The 13,121-nt window shown below is 39.5% G+C and carries 8 protein-coding genes and 2 pseudogenes; 8 read left to right on the top strand and 2 right to left on the bottom strand.

Features of this window, described 5'->3' with window-relative positions; translation table 11 throughout:
* Positions 1-14: 14 nt before the first annotated feature.
* From FGK96_RS05240 to FGK96_RS10700, 8 genes and pseudogenes are all read left to right on the top strand, one after another.
* Positions 15-869, top strand: coding sequence for a conjugal transfer protein TrbL (locus FGK96_RS05240; RefSeq protein ID WP_138082006.1), 855 nt, complete (start codon positions 15-17; stop codon positions 867-869).
* 61 nt (positions 870-930) lie between these two features.
* Positions 931-1,284, top strand: coding sequence for a PrgI family protein (locus FGK96_RS05235; protein WP_138082004.1), 354 nt, complete (start codon positions 931-933; stop codon positions 1,282-1,284).
* Entirely contained in the window at positions 1,262-2,734 is a 1,473-nt protein-coding gene (locus FGK96_RS05230; RefSeq protein ID WP_138083503.1) for a VirB4-like conjugal transfer ATPase, CD1110 family, read from the top strand. Before FGK96_RS05235 ends, FGK96_RS05230 begins: the two co-directional genes overlap by 23 nt.
* Positions 2,735-3,262: 528 nt before the next feature.
* Positions 3,263-4,936, top strand: a complete 1,674-nt coding sequence (gene ltrA, locus FGK96_RS05225) for a group II intron reverse transcriptase/maturase (RefSeq protein ID WP_138081137.1) — start codon at positions 3,263-3,265, stop codon at positions 4,934-4,936.
* A gap of 4 nt (positions 4,937-4,940) precedes the next feature.
* Positions 4,941-5,903, top strand: coding sequence for a VirB4-like conjugal transfer ATPase, CD1110 family (locus FGK96_RS05220; RefSeq protein ID WP_138082002.1), 963 nt, complete (start codon positions 4,941-4,943; stop codon positions 5,901-5,903).
* 229 nt (positions 5,904-6,132) lie between these two features.
* Positions 6,133-8,598: pseudogene (locus FGK96_RS05215) on the top strand (phage tail tip lysozyme); the annotation flags it as partial.
* A gap of 708 nt (positions 8,599-9,306) precedes the next feature.
* The gene (gene ltrA / locus FGK96_RS05205; protein WP_138082000.1) at positions 9,307-11,229 is read left to right on the top strand and encodes a group II intron reverse transcriptase/maturase; all 1,923 of its coding nucleotides are present in this window, start codon (positions 9,307-9,309) and stop codon (positions 11,227-11,229) included.
* 138 nt (positions 11,230-11,367) lie between these two features.
* Positions 11,368-11,490: pseudogene (locus FGK96_RS10700) on the top strand (CHAP domain-containing protein); the annotation flags it as partial.
* Between the two features lie 62 nt (positions 11,491-11,552).
* Here FGK96_RS10700 and FGK96_RS05190 read toward each other — a convergent pair.
* Both FGK96_RS05190 and FGK96_RS05185 read right to left on the bottom strand, forming a co-directional pair.
* Positions 11,553-12,398 carry a nucleotidyl transferase AbiEii/AbiGii toxin family protein gene (locus FGK96_RS05190; RefSeq protein WP_138081998.1) on the bottom strand — a complete coding sequence of 282 codons (846 nt, stop codon included), beginning with the start codon at positions 12,396-12,398 and terminating at the stop codon, positions 11,553-11,555.
* Entirely contained in the window at positions 12,395-12,985 is a 591-nt protein-coding gene (locus FGK96_RS05185) for a type IV toxin-antitoxin system AbiEi family antitoxin domain-containing protein (RefSeq protein ID WP_138081996.1), read from the bottom strand. The genes FGK96_RS05190 and FGK96_RS05185 overlap by 4 nt, the downstream gene beginning before the upstream one ends.
* Between the last annotated feature and the right edge of the window lie 136 nt (positions 12,986-13,121).

Raw genomic sequence — 13,121 nt, 5'->3', positions numbered from 1 at the left:
GGTCAGAACATGACATGATGATGAATTTTACGTCACCTTTTGTATTTCTAGCCTCAGAAAAAGTATCTAGCGATAGCCTTTTTGAAGGGTTTCAAGTGGATTTAGAATCAACCGCCAACTTGGTTAAGTCACTAGCGGACTTTAATCCGACGGTGTGGTCTTACATGACAGCCATTACCAAGGGGATAATGCAGCCATTGGGTGTGGCTATTCTAGCAGTTGTTCTTGTACTTGAATTTTCAAAAATGGCCAAGAAAATCGCAAACTCAGGTGGTGCGATGACCTTTGAAGCCATAGCACCTATGATTGTCAGTTACATCATGGTTGCGGTCGTGATTACCAATACAACGGTTATTGTGGAAGCCATTATTGCCATTGCCTCTTATGTTATTGAACAAGTGGCAGGGCTTGTCACGAATGGTGGTGCTAATTACGATACCATCTCAGGCATCAAGGGATCTGGAATTGTAGGAAAAATGATTATTGGCTTTTTTGCGATTCTCATTTGGTTGGTACGAATGGCCAGTATCATGGTTGTCAATATCTTGATTACCATTCGCTTTATCCAACTCTATCTGATGATTCCTTTTGCCCCTGTTACCATTCCGACCTTCCTTAGTGATGACTGGAGAAGTGTTGGGATTGGCTACCTTAAGAACATCATGGTCTATGCCGTTCAAGGTATTTTGATTTTTCTAATTGTCTCTCTTGTTCCTTTGTTTGAGTCGGCTGGAAAGATCGCCGTATCAAATGGAGCTGGTGTTATGGAATCACTCGCCATTATGTTTGGTAGCTTGGTACAGGCCATCTTGTTAATCATTGCCTTAGTTGGCAGTCAACGAACCGCCCGAAGTATTTTGGGGATGTAGGAGGAAGGGAGTCATTATCTCGCCTCCTCTTTTTATAGCTTACTTATATTGGAGAACATTTATGAACACTCGTGTCTTTAAGGACATCTCAAAGGTTCAACATAGGGCATGGTTAGGATTTACAACCAGACAGGTTATTTTTGTATTTCCAGCCGTCGCTATAACTATTTTGGTATTGGGGTTGAACCTATTTTACTGGCAATTTGGGGATTGGTTTGTCTATGGTTTTGTTTTTAGCTTTACCATTCCACTCATGTTATTTGGAGTCTATCGCCCCAATGACTTACCTTTTGAAACCTATCTCAGGTACCGATTTCATTATGAACTGACAGTATCAGATCGTACTTTTACTGGAAGAAAAGGAGACCAACGTGAAAAAATTAAAACACTCAATGAAACCAAAGACCTCTTCTAATGACAAAAAGAAAAAGACGAAAACACAGAAGCAGGAGATCAGACCTTCTACCGTAAATACGTTAGCCTATCAAGGGCTTTTTCAGAATGGCCTTATGCAGGTCAGTCCAAGCTATTTCTCACAAACCTATCTCTTAGGAGATGTCAATTATCAAACAGTTGGCTTAGATGATAAAGGAGCTATTGTTGAAAAATATTCTGATTTAATCAATTCACTGGATGATCATTCCAATTTCCAACTGACCATTTTCAATCAAAAGGTCAATCTGGAAAAATTCCGTAAGAGTATTCTCTATCCCTTGCAGGAAGATGGGTTTGATGCTTATCGTGATGAATTAAATCGCATGATGGATGCCAACTTAGAGGCGGGCGAGAACAACTTTTCAGCTGTTAAATTCATCTCTTTTGGGAAGTCAGAACAGAATCCTAAACTGGCTTATCGCTCTCTGTCGCAAATTGGGGAATATTTCAAGAGTGGCTTTTCAGAGATTGATGTATCTCTTGGTCTGCTTGGTGGAGAGGAGCGAGTGAATATCCTTGCGGATATGTTACGAGGGGAAAATCATTTGCCCTTTACTTATCAAGACCTGGTGCGTTCAGGACAAACAACCAAGCACTTTATTGCCCCAACCAGTTTATCTTTCAAACATAAGAATTATGTAGAGATTGACGATAGACTGCTTCAGATTGTCTATGTTCGTGACTATGGGATGGAGTTGGGAGATAAGTTCTTACGAGAACTCATGCAGTCGGACTTGGAAGTGATGATTAGTCTTCATGCCAAAGGGTCAGCCAAGTCAGAAGCCATGACCAAGCTCCGCACCAAGAAGACTTTGATGGAATCGCAAAAAATTGGGGAACAACAAAAGATGGCACGATCTGGCATTTATCTTGAAAAGGTTAGTCAGGTTCTAGAAAGTAACATCGATGAAGCTGATGATCTGATTAAAACCATGACACAAACAGGCGACAAGCTCTTTGACACCGTATTTCTGATTGGTGTGCTGGCAGATACTGAAGACCAACTCAAACAATCTCTTGATATTATCAAGCAAGTGGCGGGGTCAAATGATATGATTATTGACAACTTGACCTACATGCAAGAAGCTGCTTTTAATAGTCTCTTGCCATTTGGGAAGAACTATCTTGAAGGTGTTTCTCGGTCTCTATTGACTTCAAACATTGCCGTGAATGCACCTTGGACTTCCGTTGATATTCAGGACAAGGGTGGGAAATTTTATGGCATCAATCAAATCTCAAGTAATATCATCAGTATTGACCGTGGCAAGTTAAATACTCCGTCAGGTTTGATTTTAGGGACTTCTGGAGCTGGCAAAGGGATGGCGACAAAACATGAAATCATCTCTACTAAGCTCAAGGAAGCAGATAATGATACTGAAATTATTATTGTTGACCCAGAAAATGAGGTGCGACAAGAAGTCGTGTTGTAAATTGCTAGTTTAGCTACTCTATCCATTTGGAGTAATCCTACCACAGCCTGCTTGACTGGTAACGGTCATGTTGGGAAGCCTGTGGGACAATATGGAAAGTCTGATAGCCTAAATCAGATGGACTGTTAGGATAAGAATACTATGGTGAACAGACGTGAATCATCGCAAGAGTCGTTACAGGGACTAAGTGAAATAAGGCTGACACACTTACACCAAAAGGTACGGAGGAGGTCATTGGGGCTTTCGTAACCTGATGACAAATGGACATATTCTTCCCGGCTCAAAGATGGCACCTAAGGTATTCACAATTATTTATAACACGGAACTTGGTAAGCCCTATGTATTCCTTTTAATCGTTAGAAGGTATTGAACTCGTAAGAGGGATAGACGATACAGAGGGTAGAGGAAAGGATAAAAAGCGAATGCTCCAGCTGTAACGGTAGGAGATAGGGGTTCAAACTTTGCCCTGACCTGAAAGGGTGCAGACTTATCCTATGGTATTTTATGACAAGAAATGGAGGTAAACCTATGAATGATAAATATTCAACGACAGCACAAGCTGAGAAGTTATCACACAAGCAACTGCTTGCGAAACAATGGAAAAGCATTGATTGGAAGAGAGCAGAACAAGAAGTGAATAGGCTACAAATCAGGATTGTCAAGGCTACTCAAGCCAAACACACTAACACAGTGAAAAGACTTCAATATTTACTAACCCATTCGTTCTATGCCAAGGCACTTGCCGTTCGTCGAGTAACGACTAACAAAGGCAAGAAAACAGCTGGTATAGATGGTGAACTATGGACGACACCTGCTCAAAAGATGGAAGCTCTCCTGTCTCTAACGGATAAAGGCTACAAAGCCAGTCCGTTAAGACGAGTTTACATCGACAAAAAGGGGAAAAAGAAGAAACGTCCATTAGGGATTCCGACCATGTACGATAGAGCTATGCAGGCACTCTATGCTTTAGCACTAGAACCTATCGCAGAGACAACCGCAGATACCAAATCATACGGTTTTCGAAAAGGAAGAAGCTGTCAAGACGCTTGTGAATATATCTTCACAGCACTATCACGAAAAGCTTCTCCTCAGTGGATTTTAGAGGGGGATATTAAAGGCTGTTTTGACAATATCAGTCATGACTGGCTCTTAGAGAATATTCCGATGGATAAATCTATCTTGAAACAATTCCTTAAAGCAGGTTTTGTGTTCAAGGGTGAGTTATTCCCAACGGAAGACGGCACACCACAAGGTGGTATCATTTCGCCTATCCTTGCCAATATGGCACTAGATGGGTTACAACAGGTCTTATCAGATAGATTCCACACCAATCGTTTAGGGAAAGTCGACCTTCGATTCAAGAATAGCCATAAAGTCAATCTTATCCGTTATGCGGATGATTTTATCGTCACAGCTGCGACACAAGAAATTGCTTTAGAGGCTAAAGAATTGATTAGAGAGTTTCTGCTTGGACGAGGTTTAGAGCTGTCAGAGGAAAAGACATTGGTAACTCATATCAACGATGGTTTCGACCTACTTGGTTGGAATTTTCGGAAGTACAAGGGGAAATTGATTGTCAAACCTTCTAAGAATTCTATTCAAACAGTTATTGGTAAATTCTCAGAAACCATTCTCAAGCGAGGAAAAGCATGGGAACAAGAAGTCCTAATCATGAAACTGAATCAACAGATACGAGGATGGACAAACTACCACCAATCCGTTTGTGCTAGTGAAGCCTTCTCCTATCTGGACTATCAGATATACGAATTATTGTGGCGATGGGCAAAACGTCGTCATCCAAAGAAAGGTCAGTGGTGGATTTCGACCAAGTATTGGCATAGAAGAGGCAATCGAAGTTGGGTATTCGCTTCAGGCGATAAAGAACTCATTCGAGTTGACCATACTGCTATCGTCAGACACACAAAGGTCAGAGAAAACGCTAATCCTTACTTGGATACAGACTATTTTGCTCAACGAACCTTTAATCATGGTATGAAACGGTTGACAGGTCGTTTTAAACTTGTTTGGAAGAAACAAAACGGACGCTGTCATCACTGTGGACTCCCGATGGAACTTGGAGAAGATAGAGAAATTTTCTTTAAAGTTCCAAAATCCAAGGGAGGTGTGGAAGAAATTGATAATATGGCTTATGTGCATCGTTATTGTCAACGACTATTTATTGAGAGCCGCTCGAAAGAGTGATGAAATGCTTGAGCCGTATGAGGGGAAACTCTCACGTACGGTTCTTAGAGAGGAAGGTGGTAGTAATACCACTAACCTACTCGACTACAGTATTATCGGTCAAGCCTTTGGTGGGGAAAGTATTGATATTGCCCCAGATTCCACAACGTTTTTAAATGTTCTCGATCTATCAGATGAGAATATGGATGAGGATCCAGTCAAGGTCAAGTCCGAATTTCTCTTGTCCTGGATTGGAAAGCTCTTGGACCGCAAGATGGATGGTCGTGAGAAGTCCTTGATTGACCGTGTGACACGACTCACCTATAAGCATTTTGACACACCGTCCTTGGTCGAGTGGGTCTTTGTCTTATCTCAACAACCTGAACAGGAAGCTAAGGACTTGGCACTGGATATGGAACTCTATGTGGAAGGGTCGCTGGATATTCTCTCACATCGGACCAATATCAAAACTGACAGTCATTTCCTGATTTACAATGTCAAAAAGCTAGGCGATGAATTAAAACAAATTGCCCTCATGGTTATCTTTGACCAAATTTGGAATCGGGTGGTGAAAAACCAAAAAATAGGGAAGAAAACATGGATTTATTTTGATGAAATGCAGCTTCTTTTATTGGACAAATATGCCTCTGATTTCTTCTTTAAACTCTGGAGTCGTGTCCGTAAATATGGAGCGATACCGACAGGTATTACTCAAAATGTAGAGACTCTTCTTTTAGATGCAAATGGGAGACGTATTATTGCCAATAGCGAGTTTATGATTCTATTAAAACAGGCTAAGAGCGATCGCGAAGAATTAGTGCATATGCTTGGACTTTCCAAGGAACTGGAGAAATACTTGGTCAATCCTGAAAAAGGGGCAGGCTTAATTAAGGCCGGTTCCACCGTTGTCCCATTTAAGAATAAGATTCCACAACACACCAAGCTCTTTGACATCATGAGTACAGACCCTGAAAAAATGAGGACATGAGATGAAAGAGGATAAAAAGGTAGTCAAACAGGCCAGGAAAAACTTTCGAAGCAACTTAAAATCAGCCCGTATGCATTATCGGAAAGAAGTTAGGACCTTAAGACAGACTGTTCCTAATAAAGGAAGATTTCGAAAACCAGCTCAAAATTCTCTGTTTCAAGATAAGAAAACAGAGTTAAAAGAAAATCTACTCAGTAGCCAACAAGAAGCAGAAGAGAAGTTTCTAAAGGAAATTACCTATGTGTCTCCTAGACTGTTGAAGGTAAAAGAAATCAAGAACTATCGACTTCCCCAAGCTCGAGAACGTTTACGGACGGCAAGAAAACATCTGTCAGAAGTGAAACTAAGTGAAAAGTCAAAATCGGTTAATCCTAGGTTTACTTTCAAAAAAGAAAGTCCATCCTTGAAGTCTCGCTTTCAGTTTCACCAAGAAAAATCATTTGATAGACTAAGTGCTGAAAAAGAAGTAAGTTCTGCCAAACGTGAGGTCAAACAACTCAAGAAAGTCCAAAAGTCTAAGAAAAACTCTACCAAAGTCAAAGTTGGATTAGGTTTAGCTGCCTCTGAATCGCTTGACCTGGTAGCACAAGATGATGATTTAGATGGTCTAAGAACCTTAAAGGATACTAGTTTGAAAGCCAGACGCTATGGCAGGTTTACCTATCAAGCAGGTAAAGTGGCGGTGAAAAGTGGTCAGACTGGTGTGCGGTTTTCCAAAACAAAAATTTCTCATGGAAAGACACGATTCCAGAACTTCAAAAAAGGAAAAGGATTCACACGCCAGAAACCTCTTAAACCACAAAGACGCTACCAAACCTTTTTAAAGCATGCCAGAAAGCACAGTCTAGCAGGAGTTAAGGGGGGTGTTCAAGCCATTAAGGGAAGTCTGACCTTCTTTTCTGTAATTGCGGGAAATCCTTTGACTTGGATTGTCTCAGGCCTTCTCTTGATACTCCTTTTGATGATGAGCTTTTTCATGAGTGTCTCAGGAAGCAGCGTCATTCAATAAGATGAGATGGAATTGACCAAGGCCTATACCCACATGACGTGGGAAGATGCGGAACATACAAGAACCAACGATAAAGGGATTACCTATTACACCAAGATTGATGAGGTCATGGTTTACATGAATCATCAATACCAAGACTACAAGCTTGACGATTTCATGGGAACAGGTGGTACGACTTACAAAGCATTTCTCAGTCAAGTGTGGACAGACTTAAACGGTGGTGATTCTATTAAATCCATGTCTGACTTGTATAAAGAAACTGCTTACAAGCTGTCTGATGAGGACCAGGAAGAACTAAAGGAGTTGACCGAAGAAGGCAACTATTTAGCCCTTCAAGAATTGGACAATCCCTTTCAGGGACAGACGGATGAGGATTACTTAAGTATGTCCTACCGATATGGTTATGAGGTCATTGATGAGAAACCAACGCTTCATCACCATATTATCTTAGAAGCAAAAGAAGACCAAGTCATTGTGGCTCCGATGGATGGTAAGGTATCTCTTGATGGAGAGAACGTTATTCTGACATCTGGTAAGGGAGTGAATAGGACTAAACTAACCTTGTTCGGCATTCATTCAGGTCGAGTGAGTGAACATCAACAAGTCTTGGCAGGAGACATTATTGGTCAAACCAAAGACGGAACGGGTCTAAAAGTCACCTATCAGAAGGTTGATGATGACACGGATAAATTGGTCTATGTCAATCCTGCCTTTTACTTTCCAAAAGTGAATCAGGTTCAGACCACCATTCTACCTACCATCGGTCAGTTTGGCGGCGATGAATTCGAGAGAGCCAAGGCGATTTATGACTATCTCAAAAGTAAAGGTGCGACCAATCAAGCTATCGCAGCCATTTTAGGAAATTGGTCGGTAGAATCTTCCATTAATCCGAAGCGTGCAGAGGGCGACTATCTATCTCCACCTATTGGTGCGACAGACAGTTCGTGGGATGATGAGGGTTGGCTTTCACTTAACGGTCCAACAATATACAATGGACGTTACCCCAATATTCTCAAACGTGGTTTAGGCTTAGGACAATGGACAGATACTGCAGATGGGTCACGCAGACATACCTTATTGCTAGAATATGCCAAAGGAAAACATCAGAAGTGGTATGACTTAGGCTTACAACTGGATTTTATGCTCCATGGGGACAATCCTTATTACACCAACTGGTTAAAGGACTTCTTCAAAAATTCAGGAAGTCCAGCTAGTCTTGCCCAACTCTTTCTCATTTACTGGGAAGGAAATAGTGGTGATAAGCTGCTTGAACGACAGACACGAGCCAGTGAGTGGTATTACCAAATTGAAAAAGGCTTTAGTCAACCCAACGGTGGGACAGCACAAAGTGATCCCAAATCACTTGAAGCTGTACGAGGAGACCTTTTTGAGAACTCTATTCCAGGAGGTGGTGATGGTATGGGCTATGCTTACGGCCAATGTACTTGGGGCGTCGCAGCCCGAATCAATCAACTGGGTCTAAAACTCAAAGGTAAAAATGGTGAGAAGATTCCAATTATCAGTACCATGGGCAATGGCCAAGATTGGGTGCGTACAGCCGCAAGTCTTGGTGGGGAGACAGGGACAAGTCCGCAAGCAGGAGCAATACTCTCATTTGCAGGTGGTGGACATGGTACACCAGCAGAATACGGACATGTCGCCTTTGTCGGTGCGAGACGTTTCTAACTGAAAAGGTTAGACACGTTCTTGAAAAATCAATCTGATAGTCAGGTTAAATTTGAATAGAATGGAGAACTCTTATCTTGAAAATTGGAATGAAGGGGTAACGCCCTGAAACGATTTCTCTAATACTCCGACATGCGTTTATCTGGTGCAAAGGTAAAGGTATGAAGCTCGGTGAAGTCGGCTGAAAGATACCGTCATTCTTAAGGATTTAAGAATCGAAAGTGTTCCAGAGGTGGGATATGTATCTGATAGGTCGGGAGTCATAAAAAACTAAATAGGGTGAGAATGTGCTCTAGCACTGACGAACCAGCGAATGTACGCTCCGAAGGCGAGTACGTAGAAATGCGTATAATAACGTAAGTTGTTTCAACTTGAGGAAGAGTAAGAATCGACGATATGAAATTCCTTGTTATGTTACAGGCATATCAAAGTTGAAGGGGTATAGCTAGGCACCTAAGTTTAGTATTGATAAAGATAAGGGAACGTCGAAAGCTAGAGATGTGGAGGTTGCACAACCAGCGAAACATTGGAAAGGAAATCATAACTTTCCTTAATCTCTAGTGAGAGTGGTGGCACGACCTTTGAAAGTGTTGTAATGATACTGGAGGAACAGCCACTAGTCAATAGTGTATTGTTATGAACTTTATTATTTCATGGATTCTTGTAAGACATAAAAGGTCACGAATCCAAAGAGAGGAGTGATAGACCATGACGAAACCAAAAAATGACGACAAACTATTAAAACGTCAAAAACTAAGGTATGCGGAATACTATGGCATGACCGAAATATTTGATGATTTATATTCCAAAAGTCAAAATGGATTCAACTTTAAGAATTTGATGAACATTATCACATCTCCCGAAAATATACTACTCGCTTATCGTACCATAAAGCGGAATGGTGGTAGTCAAACCGAGGGAGTAGATGGTGTTACCATTAAAGATTTAGAAAATTTGACCCAAGAAGACTTTATCTCTAAAGTTCAAAGAAGATTTCAACATTATAGACCCAGAAAGGTCAGAAGAGTAGAGATTCCTAAACCAAATGGAAAGAAAAGACCACTAGGCATTCCCTCAATGTGGGATAGGATTGCTCAACAATGTATTTTACAAGTGTTAGAGCCAATATGTGAAGCGAAATTTTACAAACATAGTTATGGATTTAGACCTCTACGGTCAGCTGATAACGCTATTATGGACTGTATGTATCGTATGAATAAAAGTCATATGACTTATGTCGTTGACGTTGATATTAAAGGCTTTTTTGATGAAGTGAATCATACTAAGTTAATGCGTCAAATCTGGACATTAGGTATCAGGGACAAACAACTTCTAGTGATTATTCGAAAAATGTTAAAAGCACCAATTGTTCTTCCGAATGGAAAAGTGACCTATCCAACTAAGGGCACACCACAAGGAGGTATCTTATCTCCACTACTTGCCAATATCAATCTCAATGAATTTGATTGGTGGATAGGACGACAATGGGAAGAAAGAGATTGTAAGGAATTAGTTCCTCAATATAATTCCAAGGGAACAAGACACAAGTCACACGTTTACAGAAAGCTGCGAGCTTCAACGACGCTAAAAGAAGTTTATATTGTCCGATATGCGGATGATTTTAAAATCTTTTGTCGAAATAGGAATGAGGCAGAGCGAACGTTTAAGGCTGTAAAATTGTGGTTAAAAGAACGACTTAACCTCCCTATTTCAGAGGAAAAATCTCAAATTACCAATCTGAGAAAGAAAAGCAGTGAATTCCTTGGGATTACTTTAAAGCTAGTTTCTAAGAATAATCGTTTGGTTTGTTTCTCTCATATTGCATCAAAAGCCAAGAAACGTATTAAACATCAATTGAAACAACAGATGAAATTGATACAAATTAAAGGTGCTAAAGAAACAATTATTCGTGAAATACAGAAGTATAATAGTATGGTTATCGGTATTCATAACTATTATAGTATGGCAACACATGTGAGTAAGGATTTAGAAGAAATTCATTATCAGCTTTATCTCTCTTTTAAAAATCGATTGCAGGCGAAAGGTCTAACAAAAATAGGAGAATACAAGGGAAAAGATAAAGGAATTCTCCCCTACCTCCAATCTCAAAATATTCGGTACTTAATGGGTTATCCAATTCTTCCAATTAGCTATGTCAAGACGAGAACACTAAAAGGAAGAAATAAGAATCTGAATAGGTATACTCCCGAGGGGAGAAAATTGATTCATAAACAACAGGAATCTGTTGAAACATGGAAATTAAAATGGCTGAGAGAACACTCAATTATAAATAAGCGTGCAACAGTTGAATACAATGATAATCGAATTTCTTTATTTGTAGCTCAAAAAGGGAAATGTGCTGTAACCGGTCAGGAATTGGATATGGATGATATTCATTGTCACCATAAGAGACCGTGGTTAGAAACAAAGGATGACTCTTATAGGAACCTTATCATTGTTGGACGAGATATTCATCGCCTGATTCACGCAACAAATGAGAAGGTTATCAAAAATCTCTTTCAGCTTTTGAATTTGAGTAATACAGGACTGACCAAATTAAATCAGTTGCGCGAACTTGTAGGAAATTCACCATTATTGAAAGAAAATTTGAACTTAGAACAATTATGTTAATCATATTAATACAGCACGATAAAGCAAAATCGTGATAATACACTATTGATGGAACGCCGTGTGCGGTGAAAGTCGCACGCACGGTGTGAAGCGGGGGAAAAGATGGAGATAGTATCAAAGTTTTACCTATCGCTATAAAAAGTCTACCCAGATGGCTCATTCCTTATCTCCGAAACCAACTACAATGGCAATCCCAACTACACCTTCCGTAAATTATCTGGAGTGGATAGTAGCTTGAGTTTTGCGTATACGACGAAATAAAAAAGGATATGCTAACAAAATGCATAAATGTTAGCATATCATTTTTAATTTTTTGGGCACTATTAATCAGAATTTATAGAAATGAGAACTGTTATGAGATGAATCATCTCATCAAGAACATTCGCAAGGGAAATCCCCTTTGTATAGCTATATTTTTTCGAATAATTTTGCCATTGTTTATTCTGAATAGGGTCAGATTTGAACCTCTCGAGTAGTTCAATAATCTTTTTAAAATCGAGTTCTGTTTCGCGATATGAAAATGTTCTCTGACAGGCATTTTTCAACTGAATGAAGTCAATGTCTTCTTTCTTCAGTTTTGAAAGAATATAAACATCGTAAAAATCTTTGCTTCTGCTGTTCAAGAAGTTACGCGAATAGATGGTTTGAAGTTTCTCAGCTAGAATTGTTTCAATTGTATAAGCAATGATTGGAAAATTATCTTCATCAAAAATAGCTTTATAGTCGTATGTAATCGGCTGAGGAGTTACAACATCGCCTGTCGCAATATCCAAATGGATAACTTGTTTAATATTCTCAAGTTGGCACAAAATTGTTGCTCGATAGCCGCCATAGTCATCACTTTCTTTAATAGCTGTGATGGATTGTATCACAAAAGATATACCTTCTTCTGAATCTGCTAAAATTTCCTTGAGTTGCTGCTTCACAGTATCTTCTGAGAGTGTTATTTGATGGAACAAAAAATCAATATCAACCGTGCTACGAGATTCAACTCCAATAACATTTGATAGTAGGAATCCTCCTTTGAAGATATAGTGATTTGAATAGCTACTCTGACTTAATTTTTTCAAAATCACTTCTAGAAAGTAATAGGTCATCACGGAATTAAAGGTTAATCCAGTATTCTTTGATATTTTATGACAGAGTGCTGTTAGCTTAGCTTTATTCATACTAGGACCTCCAGAGTTTGTTTGACCTTGGCCAAGGTGTTCAATTTAGTCGCATATTCATAGAGTTTTGTAAGATTTTTTTTAGGATAGTTTCCGTAAAGTTGAAGTGTTTTGACAAAAAGCTCAGTATCTATTTTTTCTCGATGAATCACAAAATCACAGATAATACGTTCGAAATCATAGACTCTTACCTCATTTCCCATAGGGGTTTTTACAAGAGTAATTCCTAGTTCGCTATTTTCCTTAGAAACGGAATGAATGTTCAGATTAGCTGGAGGAGTATTAAAACGGTAACCTCTAGGAATGGTTACGTCAAAATATTGAGGGATTTCATCTGTAAATTGTTGCAGATAAAGCGCTGAGATATATGAGAAAACAGCTTTCGGATATCGGTACTGAAAGAAGTAGTATTCGTCGTAGTCTCCATTCTGGGTTAGGAAAATTCCTTTTTCGACACGGTATAGAATTCCTTCTTTTTCTAGTCTTGTCAAATATATTGTTGGAATATTTAGAGCTTTACAATCTTTATAGGTGATAATGCCATTGTGGTTTTCTATAAATTCAAGTAGAATCTCTTTTTTTGACATGCTTACTCCTTTCCATGTTGCTTTTATACTACAATTTTATAACATTTGTAGTGTAAAAGCAACATTTTCTTTTCCCTGAACTGATCGTGATAACAAAATCAAGCCTTCTTTTTTATGATGAGAAAGGAGTGACAGT

Source organism: Streptococcus porcinus (genome assembly GCF_901542335.1).
Lineage (GTDB): Bacteria > Bacillota > Bacilli > Lactobacillales > Streptococcaceae > Streptococcus > Streptococcus porcinus_A.
Note: the sequence above shows the minus strand (reverse complement) of the source record. Positions and strands in the feature narration are given on the sequence as shown.

Excerpts from the sequence above, each read along its gene's own strand:
- FGK96_RS05240 (WP_138082006.1), top strand. The coding sequence starts at position 15 with ATGATGATGAATTTTACGTCACCTTTTGTATTTCTAGCCTCAGAAAAA.
- FGK96_RS05235 (WP_138082004.1), top strand. The coding sequence starts at position 931 with ATGAACACTCGTGTCTTTAAGGACATCTCAAAGGTTCAACATAGGGCA.
- FGK96_RS05230 (WP_138083503.1), top strand. The coding sequence starts at position 1,262 with ATGAAACCAAAGACCTCTTCTAATGACAAAAAGAAAAAGACGAAAACA.
- ltrA (WP_138081137.1), top strand. The coding sequence starts at position 3,263 with ATGAATGATAAATATTCAACGACAGCACAAGCTGAGAAGTTATCACAC.
- FGK96_RS05220 (WP_138082002.1), top strand. The coding sequence starts at position 4,941 with ATGCTTGAGCCGTATGAGGGGAAACTCTCACGTACGGTTCTTAGAGAG.
- ltrA (WP_138082000.1), top strand. The coding sequence starts at position 9,307 with ATGACGAAACCAAAAAATGACGACAAACTATTAAAACGTCAAAAACTA.
- FGK96_RS05190 (WP_138081998.1), bottom strand. The coding sequence starts at position 12,398 with ATGAATAAAGCTAAGCTAACAGCACTCTGTCATAAAATATCAAAGAAT.
- FGK96_RS05185 (WP_138081996.1), bottom strand. The coding sequence starts at position 12,985 with ATGTCAAAAAAAGAGATTCTACTTGAATTTATAGAAAACCACAATGGC.